Genomic DNA, 16,162 nt, shown 5'->3' on the forward strand with positions numbered 1-16,162 from the left:
GCCCTTGCAGGACGTCGCCATCCCACACAAACGAGATGCAGGTACAGGCCATGAACATGATTGTAGCGTACATCCGGCCCAACATGAAGGAGTCGGTCGTCGATCGGCTGCGACAGCTCCGCGCTCCCGGGGCAAGTTTCACAGACGTCGAAGGGTTCGGGCTCGAAGCGGATGCGACCGGTCATCGATCCTACGACGAATACGTCGCCCCGTACGCGCCCAAGGTCAAGCTCGAAGTCGTCTGTTCAGAAGATCGGGCCGACGAGATCGCTCGTGCGATCGCGGACGCAGCCAGCACCGGCCGACGTGGCGATGGCAAAGTCTACGTCCTGCCCGTTCAGGCGCGGTTCGACATTCGTAGCTTCGCGACTGACGATCTCTCCGCGTGATATTGCTTGCCGGTGCATTTGACGCGACTATTCTCGACCTTGTTCATCGAATCGACCGACCATGACTTCTGCCCACCTGCATCTCATCATCAATCACATCCCTGTTCTCGGAATGCTCTTCGGTGCTGCGATTCTCGCCTACGGTCTGTGGCGATCGCAGGATGCGATCATTCGCGTGGCTCTCGGCCTGTTCGTTGTATCCGGCGTCGGAGCCGTCGGGGCCTACGTTTCCGGGGAGGGAGCGGAGGAGATTGTCGAGGATCTGCCGGGGATCTCTCATGCCGTCATCGAGACGCACGAAGAGGTGGCGTTGATCGCGTTCCTGTTGACGGGCCTTCTCGGGACCCTGGCGCTCGGCCTTCTGATCTGGCGACGCCGAAGCGAGATCCCGCGCATTGCCTCTGTGAGTCTCCTCCTCGCCGCCCTCGGCGTGTTCGGCGTCCTCGTCTACACCGCCAACACGGGAGGCAAGATCCGCCACACCGAGCTCCGTGATGGGACTACGCAGGCGACCTCGTACGATGCGTTGGATTACGAGGATGACCATGACTGACCCCGTGGGAGGTATGGACGTCTGAAGGTATGGACGTCTGAAGGTGTGGGTATTGTTTGTCGAAGGCATTAAACCACCGTCGCACGGCCGTGCGACGGTGGTGGTCTGCATTGAACCCTGAACCTTGAACTCTGAACCCTGAACCTTGAACTCTAAACCCTGAACATAAAAATGGCGCCACCCCGAGAACGGAGCGGCGCCGGATGGGCCGACGAATCGGCCAGTATTACAGCAGCGGTTTACATGTTGTCAGCAACCGCTTCGCCGAACTCAGAGCACTTCAGGAGCTCCGCGTTGTCCATCGCGCGGTGGAAGTCGTACGTCACGCGCTTCTGCGAGATCGTCTTCTCGATGCCATCCAGGATGAGGTCCGCGGCTTCGTTCCAGCCCATGTAGCGGAACATCATCTCGCCCGAAAGGATGATCGAGCTCGGGTTGACCTTGTCTTTGCCGGCGTACTTCGGTGCCGTGCCGTGCGTGGCCTCAAAGATCGACTGCCCGGTGTTGTAGTTGATGTTGGCGCCGGGCGCGATGCCGATACCGCCAACCTGCGCGGCGAGGGCGTCGGAGATGTAGTCGCCATTCAGGTTCATCGTGGCGATGATATCGTACTCCTCCGGACGCAGGATAATCTGCTGGAGGAAGGCATCGGCGATGACGTCCTTCACGATGATCTCGCGGCCGTCGTCGAGCGTGATGACCTGCCACGGACCGCCGTCGAGGTCCTCCGAACCGTAGTCTTCCTTGGCGACCTCGTAGCCCCAGTCGCGGAAGGCACCCTCGGTGAACTTCATGATGTTGCCCTTGTGGACGAGCGTCACGCTGTCCTCGCCGCGCTCGATCGCGTAGTCGATGGCGGAGCGGACGAGGCGCTTGGTGCCCTCTTCGCTGATGGGCTTGATGCCGATGCCGCTCGTTTCCGGGAAGCGGATCGTGGTCGCGCCGAGTTCATCCTGGAGGAAGTCGATCAGCTTGTTGGCCTGATCGGACCCGGCGCGGTACTCGATGCCGGCATAGATGTCCTCCGAGTTCTCGCGGAAGATCGTCATGTCGACCTTCTCCGGATCCACGACCTGTGCGGGCACACCGTCGAAGTAGCGGACGGGGCGGACGCAGGCGAAGAGGTCGAGCTGCTGGCGGAGCGCCACATTCAGCGAGCGGATGCCGCCGCCGACGGGCGTCGTGAGCGGTCCTTTGATGGCCACGAGGTACTCCCGGATAGCCGACAGCGTATCTTCCGGCAGCCATTCGCCATATTCCTTCTGGGCTTTCTCGCCGGCGTAGGTTTCGAACCAGACGATCTCACGCTCTCCGTCGTAGGCTTTTTCAACGGCCGTGTCGAAGACGTGCTTCGCGGCGGGCCAGATGTCGACGCCGATGCCGTCGCCTTCGATGAACGGGATGACCGGCTTGTTCGGGACGTTCAGCTTCTCACCGGTTTTGGAGATTTTGTCGCCGTCGGTCGGCGGATTCAGCTTCGTATACTCAACGGCAGTGTCACTCATATGGAATTGCAGGTCTATAGGAAACAGGGCAAGCGGAAGGACGCGCGAGTAGGCGTTGTCACGATGCACGAACGCATGACGCTTACGAGAACGACCACGTTCAGGTCAGCGTCCGGAGCATTCGGTGCACGGTGCTGTCAGGGGCGAGCAATACGGTCGCCACATCGGGGGACGGCGCGTCAGAATCCCGGAATATGGCATTCTTTCGCTACTAACGTATGCATCAGGCACGCATGCGTCTGTTAGAATAAGGAAAAAATGACGGGAGGATGCCGTGCAGGCGGCAGATCTAAGCGCTCTAATCATTTTTAGGCGCAGTCTCGGCAGCCGCCGATGTAGTGCACTTCTATTGTTGGTGCACGTACCTGTCGACGTGTCCACGGAGAGGGTTTGAACCATTCACGCCAGATCCAATCCACAATCAACCATTCACAATTCCCAATCTGTCCTACTGCTTCATCAGGTCGGCCGTCTGCTTTCCCGGGGTGACGGTGCGTCGGTGGGGGAGGCGCTCGCTCGGCGGATAGGGGAGAATCGGGATCAGCGCGCCGTTCTCGATTCGGCTTTGCACATCGTTCCAGAACTCGGCGGTGAAGAGATCGCCGTGCACCTCCTCGAACGCCTCCATGAGTTCGTCGCTCACGCCCATCGTGACGCGGAATTCTTCGGGGAAGACGTCATCGGGCCCGACGTAGAACCAGGCGTCGGCGGATAGCTCGTCCATGTAGCTCTTGGCCTGCGGCTTCGACCGGAAATTGTAATCGGTCACGAAGCCGAGCTCGTCGTAGTCGTAGAAGACGACGCGCCCGTGTCGCGTTACGCCGAAGTTCTTGAGCAGCAGGTCGCCCGGGAAAATGTTGGTTCGCGCGAGGTCTTTGATGGCGTTTCCATAGTCCGTAAGCGCGTTCCGCGATCGCTCAAACCCATTTTCCCGGATGTACACGTCGAGCGGGGTCACCCGACGCTCCACGTAGCAATGGTCGATCGTCACGCGGTCGCCGTCGTGATGGACGATGTTGCCGGCAATGTCCAGAAGTTCGTCTTCAAGCTCGTCCTGAAAGAGGCGTTCGTTGAGTCTGAGGTGCTCAAACTCCTGCGCATCCACGAGTCGTCCGGCGCGGTCGTGTTTGAACACGAGGTGGTAGCGCTCTTTGACCTCGGACCGCGTCGTCGACTTCGGATAGTCGAACGTGTCTTTGATCAGTTTAAAGACCATATCGTAGCTCGGCATCGTGAACACGGTCATGACCATGCCGCGTTGTCCGGCCGCTCGCTCGAACTGATCGTCGGTGTGCTGGAAGTGGTGGAGTAGGTCGCGGTAGAGCTCCGTCTTGCCGTGTTTGTTGTACCCGATCGAGATGTACAATTCGGCGATTCGCTTCCGGGGCAGAATGTCTTTCAGGAAGTGAACGAGCGAATGTGGATGCCGGGTGTCGACCAGGAAGTACGTTCGGGCGAAGCTAAACAGGATGCTGACGTCGTCTTCGCGTAGTAGGACAGCGTCGATCACGACCCCGTCGTCATCATGGTGGAAGGCGAGGGTGAAGGGGACCTTCGTCTCGCCGATCGTAATCGATCCAACGAGGTAGGCACCGATGCCTCGGTAGAAGACCGGGCGGGCCAGGTTAATCGCGTCGATGGGATCACTCAGCCCACGTCGCCGGAGTCGATCGTCGATAAACTGAGCCGCGCGGCGGATGTCGACTTCCCGGTGGGCGTACGGCGCATTGAACGCGTAGTCCTCTAGAATGGCGTCCAGGAAGGCGTCCGTGGTTGGCAAGTCGGAGAAGCCGACGGAGACGGGGCGATCCGGGGGACGGTGCGGACCGGTGATATCGGTCGTGACGAATTCAATCTGCGGATCGACGCCGACGGTGTTGAAGATGCGCCGCGTCAGCGAATTGTAGAACGTCTCGGCAAGCTCCGCATCCTTTTTGTCTCGCGTGAGCTTCGAGTACGCGTTACGGATTTGTCGCCACAGATCTTTGCTGTAGAGCCGATCGCCGAGGTGGTGGCGGGTGTCCGCCTCAATATGATCCACGACCTGCCGGTAAAGCGTCAGTCGCTCGGTGGCATCGGAGCGCAGTTCGTGCCAGTTGCGCTGCTCAAAGCGGCGCTGCGCCCGGCGCGTGATGACGCGAAACCGGGCCTGATATGCGTCGAATGCATCGCAGACCAGACGAGCGTGCCGGCTGGCAGGGGGCTCGACGAAGGGCGGACCGTACGACGCGCGGGGCGGGGCGGACATAGGCGAATCGGCTGCGTGCGAGCAAGCGACATGGCTCAAGCTACGACCTACCGTCCCGACTTGCGAATTGCGTTCACACGTTAAGGCGTTGGAACGTTGATGCGATTGGTATTGAGGATCGAGGATGCAGAATTGCGGATTAGAACGGTCTGCGTAGCGATGGATTTCATCACGCACGATCAGGCGCGATCCAATCCACAATCCACCATTCCCAATCCCCAATCGTCCAATCCACAATCCCCAATTCTAAATCTACAATCGCCCAATCAAGTCCCGCATCCGCAGCTCCCAGACTTTCCAAGCGGCCTCTCGGACGATGGCTTTGCTCATTTTGCTCTGTCCTTCGGTGCGCTCGGTGAAGACGACGGGCACCTCCTGAACCCGAAAGCCTTCGCGCCACGTCCGGTAGTGCATCTCGACCTGAAAGGCGTAGCCGTTTGATTTGACTCGGGACAGGTCGAGCGTTTCCAGGACACGCCGGTGGAAGCATTTGAATCCAGCCGTTACATCTCGAATCGGCATGCGCGTGATGAACCGTGTGTACACCCCGGCGCCGTAGCTCAGGACGAGTCGTGAGAGCGGCCAGTTGATCACGCGGACGCCTCCAACATAGCGCGAGCCGATCGCAAGATCGCACTCATCACCTTTCACCGGAGCAATGAGCTGTGGCAGATCGTCCGGGTCGTGCGAGAGGTCCGCGTCCATCTCGCAGATGAACTGGTAGTCGTGCTGGAGCGCAAACCGGAAGCCGCGGAGATAGGCGGTCCCGAGGCCGAGTTTTCCCTCGCGTTCGATGAGGTGAACGAGGCCGGGATATGCGTCCATGGCCGTCCGGACGATGTCGGCCGTGCCATCTGGAGAGCCGTCGTCCACGATCAGGATCGACAGGTCGGCGTCGAGCTGCATCACCCGGTCGATAACGATCCGGATATTGTCGGACTCGTTATACGTGGGAACGATAACGATCGACGAAGTATCGACGAGAGAAGAGGGGGGAGCGTCGTCAGCCGGGGCGGCGTCCGTAGGGGGCATGCGGGGAGAAACGGCGGTCGGGCAGAAGGCGAAGTGGGGTGAGGGGCCGGACAACGGCGTCCGAGGAGTGAACGGCTACCGCTGCCATCGATCTGACATTCGAACCGAAAAGGTACCAATGATACGCCTCAACTGCAACGCAGCACAATCTCGATCCTCGACTACAATTTCATCGTTCGAGCACAGTTTGGACGAAGGAGCGGATTCTCCGCCATCGGGCGCGAAAGAAGCGCTTCCATGCGCGTGTGAAGACCCGACGTTCGCAAATGTTTGAACGAAGGATTCGAAACCGCGCATACAGGGTCTGATACAAAACGGTGATGTCATTGCTTCTTTGAGAGCGGTCCCCGATGATGTACCGAATCAGCCGCACGCAGCTGGAGGCTTTTAGGCCGGCTCCTGCGCGGCGTGATGATCCGTTGCGTTCCGACCCGGCCCGGCCGGTATTTGAAACCCGGCTCTGATACATGAGGACTCGGTCGGAGCGCGCCGTGGCCGGTTAACCCCCGATTCCGGCAGTCCGGACGATCCCGTATCGAAGGAGTTGTTGCGCATGGTTCGCACCGCGAACACGATGCACCCGGCATCCCACATTTGCCCGCACCACGTACGACGTATTCACCTATGGCAGACGATAACAGCAAGGCTCCTACCGATTCCGCCGACGCCTTCGACGCCAAGTCAGGCGGTGATGGCGCCGCTGATAAGAGCGCAGTCGAGGATACGGCGGCGGACGAATCGACAGAAGAACAGGGTCCCTGGACGAAGCAGTCGATCGACATTCCGGAGGGCCCCATCAAGGAGACGGTCGAGTATGAAACGTACCCGGCTTCCCGCTTCACGCACGACGACCTCGGCCTCTCGGACGATGACCTGATGCCGATGCTGCGCAACATGCTGCTGCAGCGTCGCTTTGAGGAGCGGTGCCGCCAGATGTATCAGCGGCAAAACATCTCCGGTTTCCTTCACCTCTACATCGGGCAGGAAGCTGTTTCGACCGGATCGGTCTACGGTATTCGTCTCGGCGAGGACTCGGTCATCACGGCCTACCGGGATCACGGGATCGGTCTTGCGATGGGAATGGACCCGAAAGCCTGCATGGCGGAGCTCTTTGGGAAGAAATCGGGCTGCTCCTCGGGCAAAGGCGGGTCGATGCACTTCTTCGACTCCGAGAAGCGGATGTTCGGCGGTCACGCGATCGTCGGGGCGCACCTCCCGGTGGGCGCTGGCATCGCGTTCGCCCACAAGTACCGCGATGAGGACAACGTCTGCCTCTGCTTCTTCGGCGACGGCGCGATGGCGCAGGGCGCCTACCGCGAAGCCCTGAACCTGGCCGGTATCTACGACCTGCCGATCGTGTTCATCTGCGAGAACAACCAGTATGCGATGGGCACCGCGGTCGACCGTGTTCAGGCCGAGCCGGACCTGTTCAAGCACGGCCGCTCGTTCGGCATGCCGTGCTCGCTTGCAAGCGGGATGGACGTGTTCAGCGTAAACGGCGCCGTCAAGGATCACGTCGAGATGGCCCGGGAGGGGCAGCCGTCGATGCTCGAGATCCGGACGTACCGCTACCAGGGCCACTCGATTTCCGACCCGGCCAAGTACCGCAAGGAAGGAGAGCTCGACGCGCGCAAGAGTGAGGACGCGATCGTTCGCCTGCAGCAGTACATCATCGATCAGGACATCGCGACGGACTCCGAGATCGAGACGCTCGACGACGAGATTAAGCAGGAAGTGCTCGACGCGATCGAGTTTGCAAACAATAGCGACTTCCCCGACGACGACGCGATTTACGATCACGTGTACGCCCAGGAAGACTACCCGTTTATCAACTGACCCGACAGATCTCACGGTCTGACAAGGGTCAACGACCCGGAACGCCCTTCGATCAATGAATTGAAGAACACGGCGCCACCGGAGACGGGACCCCAACTTCGCATTTCAAATTTCGAACTTCGAATTCGCAACTTATGGCAACTCTACAGCTACGCGAAGCTATTCGCGCGGCCATGACGGAAGAAATGGAGCGCGATGAAGATGTCTTCCTTATGGGCGAGGAGGTCGCTGAATACGATGGCGCCTACAAGGTCAGCCAGGGCATGCTCGATCAGTTTGGCCCCGATCGGGTCATCGACACCCCCATTGCTGAGCTTGGCTTCTCCGGCCTCGGCATTGGAGCGGCGATGAGCGGACTCCGCCCGATCATCGAGTTCATGACGTTCAACTTTTCCTTTGTCGCCTTTGATCAGGTCGTCAACAACGCGCCAAACATGCGGTACATGTCCGGCGGTCAGTTTGGCTGCCCGATCGTTTTCCGCGGGCCGAACGGCGCGGCCGGCCAGCTCGGTGCGACGCACTCGAACTCGACGGAGGCGCTCTACTCCAACTTCCCGGGACTGAAAGTCATTGCACCGTCCAATCCGGATGACGCGAAAGGACTGCTGAAGTCTGCGATTCGGGATGACGATCCGATTGTCTTTCTCGAGAGCGAGCAGATGTACGGCATGAAGGGCGAGGTCTCCGACGAGGAGGACTACCTGCTTCCGATCGGAAAGGCGCGCATTGCCCGTGAAGGCGAGGACGTGACGATTGTGGCTCACTCGAAAAGCTATCATGTGGCGATGAAGGCCGCGGAAGAGCTGGAGAAGGAGGGCTACGACGCGGAGGTCATTGACCCCCGTACGATCAAGCCGCTCGATATCGAGACCATCATCCGGTCGGTGATGAAGACCAACCGCCTTGTGGTCATTGACGAAAGCAGCCCCTTTGCCAGCGTTGCGTCGGAGGTTACGCACCAGGTGCAGGAGCGCGCCTTCGATCATCTCGACGCCCCGGTACTCCGCGTCACGCCGCCCGACACGCCGGCACCCTACGCGCCGAACCTGATGGATCGGTACATGCCGAGCGTTGAAGAGACCGTGCGAGCCAGCAAGCGTGTCCTCTACGCGACAACGTAGCGCTCAGCGGGACAAAGTAGCGCTCAGCGGGACAAAGTAGCGCTCAGCGGGACAAAGTAGCGCTCAGCGGGACAAAGTAGCGCTCAGCGGGACAAAGTAGCGCTCAGCGGGACAAAGTAGCGCTCAGCGGGACAAACGTAGCGCCAAGCGCGACAACGTAGCGCTGTGCGAGACAACGTAGCGCCAAGTGCTACGGCGTAGCGAAAGGCCCAAGTGTACCCTTACCCCTCGTCCGGGAGCCATCACGCTCCCGCGACATACGATTTTTCTTCGATCTGATTTTTGAATCTCGAAACGCGAGACTGACCTATGGCGATTGAAATTGAGATGCCCAAGCTCACCGACACGATGGAAGACGGGGTCCTGTCGGCGTGGCTGGTCGATGAGGGCGAGAAGGTGTCGGCGGGCGATGTGATCGCCCAGGTGGAGACGGACAAGGCCACCATGGATGTGGAGGCCTTCGACGATGGAGTGCTCCTCAAGAAGATGATCGATGAAGGCGAGTCCGTCCCCATCGGACAGCTCATCGCTGTTCTTGGCGATGAGGGCGAGGACATCTCGGACCTCGTCGGCGGGGGAGATGGTGCGGATGAAGAACCTTCCACCGACGAAGCCGGTGCCGATGCGGCAGAAGATAAGGCGGCGGTCGCGAAGACGACGGAGCAAGAGTCGTCCGAAACAGCCGCAGCCGAGCCGGTTGGTGATGGACAGGTTCGTGATCGCGAACCTGAGCCTGTACCGGCCGGAACAGATTCCGAGGGACGGCGCATCAAGGCGTCGCCGCTTGCCCGCCGAATGGCCCAGGATCACGGCGTGGACCTCGCGTCCATGGACGGATCCGGACCCGAGGGTCGTATTGTGCGCCGCGACGTCGAGGCACGGATCGAAGAAGGTGAAGCCGCTCCCGCAGAAACGAAGGCCGCGCCGACGCCGCAGACGTCCGGCGAGCCTGCCTTCGAGATGCCGACATCGGTACTTGAGGAAGAGGGTGAGCTCTACGCGAGCGAGAACATCTCGCAGATGCGCAAAACGATCTCCCGCCGCCTCGCGCAGAGCAAGTACACCGCTCCGCACTTCTACCTCACGGTAGACATCGACATGGCGAAGGCCATGGAGGCACGGAAACAGCTCAATGCTCTAACGGAGAAGCAGGATGGACCGAAGATCTCGGTCAACGATTTCATAACGAAGGCCTGCGCCCTCGCACTTCGCGAGCATCCGTACGTAAATGCATCGTACCTTGCGGAAGAAGGCGAAATCCGGAAATACAATCAGGTGCACGTCGGCGTTGCCGTCGCGATCGATGAGGGCCTGATTACGCCTGTTATTCGAAACGCCGACCGGAAAGGGCTAGGCCAGATCTCGAAAGAGACGCGGGAGCTGGCCGGGCGCGCTCGGAATCGCGAATTACAGCCCGAAGAGTTCGAAGGGTCGACCTTCACCACAAGTAACCTCGGCATGTTTGGGATCGAGGAGTTCACAGCGATCATCAATCCGCCGAACGCCGCGATTCTCGCAATCGGTGAGATTCGCGATGTCCCGGTTGTTGAAGATGGAGAGGTTGTGCCCGGTAAGCGCATGAAGGTGACGCTGTCATGCGACCATCGCGTGGTCGATGGCGCAGTCGGCGCGCAGTTCCTGCAGGATGTTCAGGGGTACCTTGAGGACCCAATGAACATGCTTCTGTAGACCGGATTTTCGAGTCCTGTGCGCGACCTTCACGCCGCGACGTGCCCTTCCTGGCCGTCGCGGCGATCGCGTATGGGACGGTCCGTTCTCAACTGATGCTAGAACGCCTGTGTCATGAAGATCGCACACGTATCGGACCCGCATTTCGGCCGCATCGCTCACCCGGGGATTGTGGACGCGCTTGTGGAGGAGATAAACGAGCGCCCGTTCGACCTCGTCGCGATAAGCGGAGACCTGACGCAGCGCGCCCGTCCCTCGGAGTTTGCGGCGGCCACGTCCATGATCGAGCGGTTCGAGGCACCCGTCATTGTCGTCCCGGGAAACCACGACGTCTATCCGTGGTGGCGCCCGTTCCGACGCATGTTGACGCCGCTCAAGCGATATCGCTCGCTCGTCAGCACCGATATGACGCCGTCCGTTGTGAATGATCGGATCGCTGTTCTCGGCATCAACTCGGCCCACGGACGAACGATCAAGGGGGGCAGGATCGGAGAAGAAGAACGGCAGACCGTCAAGGAGTTTTTCGAACAGGTCAGCCACCAGTTCAAGATACTCGTGCTGCATCACCACCTGACCCAGATCCAGGCGCTCGGTCCCCACGATGTCGCCCGCCAGGCGGAGGCCACCCTTGAGGTTGCCGCGGATGCCGGGGTGAACCTCATTCTCTGCGGTCATCTCCACATCTCGCATGTCGAGCCCCTCGAAATTGTCCCCAACGAGCGGCGGATTGTGATCGCGAGTGCCGGGACGGCGACAAGCACGCGGGGCCGGGGCTCCAACCGAAAAACAAACTTCTACAACCGGATCGACATTGAGCCGGAGCGCTTCCAGATTGAGGAGCGCCGGTACGTTCCTGAAAGCGGTCGATTCGTTTCCGATAATCAGTCTGTATTCGATCGGCTGGTCCCGCGTCGCGTCTCCTGAAATCGCGATCTCGTGTTCTGTCCCCTCCTCTCTCTATACCGATGACTCTCGAGGACTTCCGAAGCGGATTTCCGCACGCAGAGCGCCTCGTCTATCTCAATCATGCGGCGACGAGTCCGCTCAGTACGCCGGTGCGTGAAGCCATGGAGGCGTACACGCGTGAACGTGGTGGCATCGATCCGGCCGGTGAGATCGACGCATTCGAGACTACGCTGCTTCCCCTTTTGATCGACACCCGGGAGAAAGCGGCTGAACTGCTTGGCACGGGCCCTGATCGTGTCGCTTTCGTCCAAAACACGTCGGCAGGGCTGAATGTCCTTGCCGAGGGACTCGACTGGCAGGCCGGGGATCGGGTGGCGATTCCAGACGGATCGTTTCCCACAAACGTTTTTCCCTTCCTGAACCAGCGACAGCGCGGCGTCGCCGTCGACTTCATTCCGACGGATGAAGGCTCCTTTTCGGTGAAAGACGTAGAGCGAACGCTCCGACCCGGCACGCGCGTCGTCAGCATCTCTTGGGTGCACTTCCTCTCGGGGTTTCGAGCCGACCTCCGCGAGATTGGTCGCCTGTGCGCGGACCGCGACATCCTATTTTGTGTTGACGCCATCCAGGGGCTCGGCGCCCTCCAGATCGATGTAGACGAGTGTCAGATCGACGTCCTTGCGGCCGGGGGACATAAGTGGATGATGGCCACGCAAGGCATTGGCATCCTCTACTGCTCTCAGGATGTGCAGGGGCAGATTCAGCCGTCGGCGGGCTGGCTGCACGGGCCGGTCGACTGGGAGAAGCTGGACGACTACGAGCTTACATTTCACGACGACGCCCGCCGTTTCGAGGCTGGGACGCTGAACAGCGTCGGGCTGGCTGCGCTGAATGCGGCGCTCGAGCAGAACCTCGAGATTGGCCCGAAAAATATAGAAGATCGGATTCGCGATCTCGCGGCGCACCTCGCAGGGGGCCTCGCAGGGCTTGGACTTCGACGCTACGGGTCCAGCAATCCAGCGCACGGCAGCGGCATTGTGACAATCGCGCCCGATGACCCTGAGGCACTGGCCGCTCATCTGAAAGAAGAGGGCGTCGTTACGGCCCTGCGAAACCGAAAGCTCCGGTTTGCACCGCACGCGTACGTCGCGATCGATGACCTCGACCGTGCGCTTGAAGCCGTCGCTCAGTTCACTGCGTGAACGCGTTCGCGGCCGTCGAAGTGACGGGACCTTGAGCCGGGAAATCGGATTGTCCGCCCGGAAACCCGTCGGTACATCGGTCGTCAACCTGAAGGTCCTGATCTACCTACCGGACACGTTCATTCGAGCGTGTGTCATTTCAGCATTCCTAGGCGCGGCTGCTCTGAGATGGGTGGGAGTATGTGGGTATGGGAGTGTGTGAGTGTGTCCTGTTCGACGATGACGTCTCGTTTCCAGGACGCATGAGACGCACGAGATCCGTTTTTCGTTGACATACGAAGACAGTCCGGTTTGAAATCCAAACTGTCCGGTACCGAGGATCCCGATCTCGACTCCATCGACGATCAACCGGCATGCCGGGATCTTCAGTCCGGAGGCGCTACCACTCTATCCGATTAATGACACCTCAGTATGAGCGACACCTTTGATTCAGCGGACTATGACGCAGACGTCGAGCGAGCGGGCCAGTCGGTTGAAGTCACCGTGGCCGAGGACGAAGGAGGTGCCCGTCTCGACAAGTACCTCACGCAGTTCTATCCAGAAGCCTCACGCACAAAGGTTCAGCGGTCGATTAAGAAAGGGCACGTCAAGGTGAACGGTGACGATGCGTCGAAGTCGTACCGCGTCGAGGCGGGGGATAAGATCGTCTTCCGCCTGATTCGGAAGCCGCCGATGGAGGCCACACCCGAGGACATTCCTCTCGACATTGTTTACGAGGACGACGACCTTCTCGTGGTCAATAAGCCGGCCGGCATGGTTGTGCACCCGGCGCCCGGACACCGGAGCGGAACGCTCGTCAATGCGCTGCTCCATCACGTCGGCGGCGATTCGGTCGCGGCGGACGATGAGGAGGCCGACGAGGCGGAGGTCGGCCTGTCGATGATCAACGCCTTGCCGGAGCGACCGGATCACCCGGTGGTGCGTCCGGGAATCGTGCATCGGTTGGACAAAGGCACGTCGGGCCTGCTCGTTGTGGCAAAGCACGATCGCGCGCACCGAAAGCTGGCGGCCCAGTTCAAAGACCACTCGACGGACCGGCGCTATCGCGCCATCGTCTGGGGACAGTTCGACCCGCGATCCGGGACCATCACCGGTGCGATCGGGCGTGACCCGCATCACCGGCAGCGGATGGCCGTCGTCGCGGAGGAACGGGGCAAGTCCGCCGTGACGCATTACCGAACGGTCGAGGAGCAGCAGTACACGAGCGTCGTCGAGTTCGAACTGGAAACGGGGCGGACGCATCAGATCCGTGTGCACGCCGATTCGCAGAACCATCCCGTGCTCGGGGATCCGAAGTACGGCGGTCAAGCCGTCCGCTACGGACGTCAGGGAGGGAAGCGCCGCACGTTTTACGAGCGGCTGTTCGAACACATGCCGCGGCCGGCCCTCCACGCGTACCAGCTCGGATTCAAGCACCCGACATCCGGCGAAGAGATGCATTTCGAGGAAGACATGCCGGAGGACATGCAGTTTGTGCTGGACCGCCTTCGAGCCGTGGAGGGGGCGGAGTAGAGCGGATGTTTCTTCGTAGGGGGGCAAGAGGGGCGCCTCAAAGGCGCGTTCGATCGTATCTTCTCCGATGCTTCGCGACGAACCCGAACATGCGCGCAGGCCCGGCGTTCGCTTGTCCTGTGTGAGTCCCCGATCCCCCCGACGCGCTTGTTCATTCAGCCCCGGCCGCGCATGCCGACGACCAGCACGACGGAGATAAACCAACTGCTCAGCCCCGACCGTATTCGGATCGGGTTGCCGGGCTCGTCGAAGTCCGAAATCATCAACGGACTCGTGGATGTGCTCGCCGGGCACCCGAGTATCGACAGCATCGAGACCGTTCGGCGTGCTATTTTCGCAAGGGAGCAGATGATGTCCACGGGTGTGGGCAAAGGGCTCGGGTTGCCGCACGCGAAGACCGATGCCGCCCAGGAAACGATCGCGGCCTTCGCGACCACGAAGAACCCGGTTGATTTCGGTGCGATCGACGACGAACCGGTGCATCTGCTCCTCCTGCTCGTCGGTCCCGAGGCCGACAAGTCGCATCATATCAAGATCCTCGGCCGCATCTCCCGTCTCGTCAGTCGTGACGACCTGCGCACGGATCTGCGCAACGCCGCGTCCTCCGAGGACGTCCTTCGCCTGCTCAAGAACGGGGAGGACGCCCTCCGCCGCTAACGGCCGTTCGTCCTATCAAGGTTTTGGCGGGAGTTCGCGGTTTCTCATCCGTCGAACTCGTACGTTAGCGGTCGTACGCGCCTGCGACAAACGCCGATGGGCCGCGTCTGCATCTGACTTCTCTTTCCTCCAACTCTGCCCGATTCCGACGTGAGTACGTCGTTTCAGAACATCAAAGGTACGTTCGATATCCTTCCTGACGCCTATACCGATGGCGGGACGCGCATCGCTAGCAGTGCCGAATGGCACGCGGTCGAAGAGACGATTCGCGACGTGATGCATCGGCACAACCTGGAGGAGATTCGGACGCCGATCTTTGAACCGACGGAGCTTGTGGCCCGCGGAATCGGGCAGATGACGGACATCGTATCGAAGGAAATGTTTGCTTTCGAGCGCTCCGGAACGAACTACGTCCTGCGTCCGGAGATCACCGCACCCGTGATGCGGTCCTTCCTCCAGCATCACCTTGAGCAGCGCGGCGGGGTGCAAAAGCTGTTTTACATCGGACCCTGCTTCCGTGCGGAGCAGCCACAAAAAGGCCGCTATAGACAGTTTCACCAGTTCGGCGTAGAGGTCATCGGCGCCGACGACGCGCGGGCCGACGCCGAAACCATCGCGATCATGATGTCAGTCTATCGCGCGTTCGGCGTGGATAACACGACACTCCGGATCAATACACTGGGCATGCCCGAAGCTAGGGCGAAGTTCGTCAATGCGCTGCGTGAGTATCTTGAGCCCTACGAGGATGACCTGTCTGAGACCAGTCGGCGACGTCTCGCCAAAAACCCGCTTCGTATCCTCGACACGAAGCTCGACTACGAACAGGAGATCCTGGCCGATGCGCCGGTTCTGACCGAGTTTGTGGAGGACGAGAGCCGCGAGCACTACGTACAGGTCAAGACGTATCTGGACGAGCTGGACATCGATTATGACGAGGACCCGCTTCTCGTGCGTGGCCTCGACTACTACACGCGCACGGCGTTCGAGCTGGAAAGCCCGGACCTCGGTGCCCAGAGCGCACTCGCGGGCGGCGGTCGCTACGACCTTCTGGCAGAGGAGATCGGGAGCAAGCAGCCGGTGCCGTCCATCGGGTTCGCAGCCGGGATGGAGCGGCTCTTTCTCGCCATCGAAGCTGCAGGAAACGACCTGCCGGAGCCAGAGGGAGCGGATCTGTTCTTCGCCTCGCTCGGCGAAGAGGCGGAGCACTGGGTCTTTCAGACGGTCCATCGCCTGCGCGGCGAAGGCCTGCACGTTGCGCACGATTTGAAGGGCCGTTCGCTCAAGTCTCAAATGAAGGAGGCGAATCGCCAGAACGCCACCTACGCGATCATCATTGGCGGCAACGAGTTGGAGGCCGGAGCCGCACAGATCAAGCACATGGCCAGCGGCGAGCAGGTGGAGGTGCCGTTTGACCGAATCGTCGACTACGTTCGGGACGAGACGGCGAACGTTGAGGAGTGAGGACGCGCCGCTTCCTGGCTCCTTCCGATCGATGGCGCTTGCACGTGCATC

The 16,162-nt window shown here is 60.5% G+C and carries 13 protein-coding genes; 10 read left to right on the forward strand and 3 right to left on the reverse strand.

The features are described 5' to 3' along the window. The first annotated feature begins 50 nt into the window (after positions 1 to 50). Together CRI94_RS06270 and CRI94_RS06275 are read left to right on the forward strand one after the other, a co-directional pair. On the forward strand, positions 51 to 389 hold the full coding sequence (locus CRI94_RS06270; RefSeq protein ID WP_098074862.1) for a P-II family nitrogen regulator: 339 nt from the start codon (positions 51 to 53) through the stop codon (positions 387 to 389). Between the two features lie 61 nt (positions 390 to 450). Further along, entirely contained in the window at positions 451 to 942 is a 492-nt protein-coding gene (locus CRI94_RS06275; RefSeq protein WP_098074797.1) for a DUF2231 domain-containing protein, read from the forward strand. Between the two features lie 239 nt (positions 943 to 1,181). Here the strand turns inward: CRI94_RS06275 and icd are convergent, their stop codons facing one another. The 3 genes from icd to CRI94_RS06290 all read right to left on the reverse strand — a co-directional run bounded on the left by icd (position 1,182) and on the right by CRI94_RS06290 (position 5,727). Then, positions 1,182 to 2,447, reverse strand: a complete 1,266-nt coding sequence (icd, locus tag CRI94_RS06280) for an NADP-dependent isocitrate dehydrogenase (protein WP_098074798.1) — start codon at positions 2,445 to 2,447, stop codon at positions 1,182 to 1,184. A 448-nt stretch (positions 2,448 to 2,895) separates the two neighbouring features. Beyond that, a complete protein-coding gene (gene aceK, locus CRI94_RS06285) occupies positions 2,896 to 4,695 on the reverse strand; it encodes a bifunctional isocitrate dehydrogenase kinase/phosphatase (protein ID WP_098074799.1) in 1,800 nt (599 codons plus the stop codon). A 252-nt stretch (positions 4,696 to 4,947) separates the two neighbouring features. Then, positions 4,948 to 5,727, reverse strand: a complete 780-nt coding sequence (locus CRI94_RS06290; protein ID WP_098074800.1) for a polyprenol monophosphomannose synthase — start codon at positions 5,725 to 5,727, stop codon at positions 4,948 to 4,950. Positions 5,728 to 6,351: 624 nt separating this feature from the next. Between CRI94_RS06290 and pdhA the strand changes: the two genes are divergently transcribed. From pdhA to hisS, 8 genes are all read left to right on the forward strand, one after another. Beyond that, on the forward strand, positions 6,352 to 7,563 hold the full coding sequence (pdhA, locus tag CRI94_RS06300) for a pyruvate dehydrogenase (acetyl-transferring) E1 component subunit alpha (protein WP_098074802.1): 1,212 nt from the start codon (positions 6,352 to 6,354) through the stop codon (positions 7,561 to 7,563). A gap of 134 nt (positions 7,564 to 7,697) precedes the next feature. Then, positions 7,698 to 8,684 carry a pyruvate dehydrogenase complex E1 component subunit beta gene (locus tag CRI94_RS06305; protein WP_098074803.1) on the forward strand — a complete coding sequence of 329 codons (987 nt, stop codon included), beginning with the start codon at positions 7,698 to 7,700 and terminating at the stop codon, positions 8,682 to 8,684. Between the two features lie 309 nt (positions 8,685 to 8,993). Next, on the forward strand, positions 8,994 to 10,373 hold the full coding sequence (locus CRI94_RS06310) for a pyruvate dehydrogenase complex dihydrolipoamide acetyltransferase (protein ID WP_098074804.1): 1,380 nt from the start codon (positions 8,994 to 8,996) through the stop codon (positions 10,371 to 10,373). 114 nt (positions 10,374 to 10,487) lie between these two features. After that, a complete protein-coding gene (locus CRI94_RS06315; RefSeq protein ID WP_098074805.1) occupies positions 10,488 to 11,297 on the forward strand; it encodes a metallophosphoesterase family protein in 810 nt (269 codons plus the stop codon). A gap of 41 nt (positions 11,298 to 11,338) precedes the next feature. Further along, positions 11,339 to 12,481, forward strand: coding sequence for an aminotransferase class V-fold PLP-dependent enzyme (locus tag CRI94_RS06320; protein ID WP_098074806.1), 1,143 nt, complete (start codon positions 11,339 to 11,341; stop codon positions 12,479 to 12,481). 411 nt (positions 12,482 to 12,892) lie between these two features. Continuing rightward, the gene (locus tag CRI94_RS06325; protein ID WP_098074807.1) at positions 12,893 to 13,993 is read left to right on the forward strand and encodes an RluA family pseudouridine synthase; all 1,101 of its coding nucleotides are present in this window, start codon (positions 12,893 to 12,895) and stop codon (positions 13,991 to 13,993) included. Between the two features lie 171 nt (positions 13,994 to 14,164). After that, on the forward strand, positions 14,165 to 14,650 hold the full coding sequence (locus CRI94_RS06330) for a PTS sugar transporter subunit IIA (RefSeq protein WP_098074808.1): 486 nt from the start codon (positions 14,165 to 14,167) through the stop codon (positions 14,648 to 14,650). A gap of 150 nt (positions 14,651 to 14,800) precedes the next feature. Continuing rightward, positions 14,801 to 16,111: a histidine--tRNA ligase gene (gene hisS, locus CRI94_RS06335; RefSeq protein ID WP_098074809.1), complete on the forward strand. Its 1,311-nt coding sequence runs from the start codon at positions 14,801 to 14,803 to the stop codon at positions 16,109 to 16,111. The last annotated feature ends 51 nt before the right edge of the window (positions 16,112 to 16,162 follow it).

The organism is Longibacter salinarum (genome assembly GCF_002554795.1).
In the GTDB taxonomy this organism is placed as follows: domain Bacteria; phylum Bacteroidota; class Rhodothermia; order Rhodothermales; family Salinibacteraceae; genus Longibacter; species Longibacter salinarum.

Bases quoted from the DNA above. Each gene is read 5' to 3' on its own strand.
- CRI94_RS06305 (WP_098074803.1), top strand. From the start codon at position 7,698: ATGGCAACTCTACAGCTACGCGAAGCTATTCGCGCGGCCATGACGGAA.
- CRI94_RS06325 (WP_098074807.1), top strand. From the start codon at position 12,893: ATGAGCGACACCTTTGATTCAGCGGACTATGACGCAGACGTCGAGCGA.
- CRI94_RS06275 (WP_098074797.1), top strand. From the start codon at position 451: ATGACTTCTGCCCACCTGCATCTCATCATCAATCACATCCCTGTTCTC.
- CRI94_RS06330 (WP_098074808.1), top strand. From the start codon at position 14,165: ATGCCGACGACCAGCACGACGGAGATAAACCAACTGCTCAGCCCCGAC.
- CRI94_RS06315 (WP_098074805.1), top strand. From the start codon at position 10,488: ATGAAGATCGCACACGTATCGGACCCGCATTTCGGCCGCATCGCTCAC.
- CRI94_RS06290 (WP_098074800.1), bottom strand. From the start codon at position 5,727: ATGCCCCCTACGGACGCCGCCCCGGCTGACGACGCTCCCCCCTCTTCT.
- CRI94_RS06270 (WP_098074862.1), top strand. From the start codon at position 51: ATGAACATGATTGTAGCGTACATCCGGCCCAACATGAAGGAGTCGGTC.
- pdhA (WP_098074802.1), top strand. From the start codon at position 6,352: ATGGCAGACGATAACAGCAAGGCTCCTACCGATTCCGCCGACGCCTTC.
- aceK (WP_098074799.1), bottom strand. From the start codon at position 4,695: ATGTCCGCCCCGCCCCGCGCGTCGTACGGTCCGCCCTTCGTCGAGCCC.
- icd (WP_098074798.1), bottom strand. From the start codon at position 2,447: ATGAGTGACACTGCCGTTGAGTATACGAAGCTGAATCCGCCGACCGAC.
- CRI94_RS06320 (WP_098074806.1), top strand. From the start codon at position 11,339: ATGACTCTCGAGGACTTCCGAAGCGGATTTCCGCACGCAGAGCGCCTC.
- CRI94_RS06310 (WP_098074804.1), top strand. From the start codon at position 8,994: ATGGCGATTGAAATTGAGATGCCCAAGCTCACCGACACGATGGAAGAC.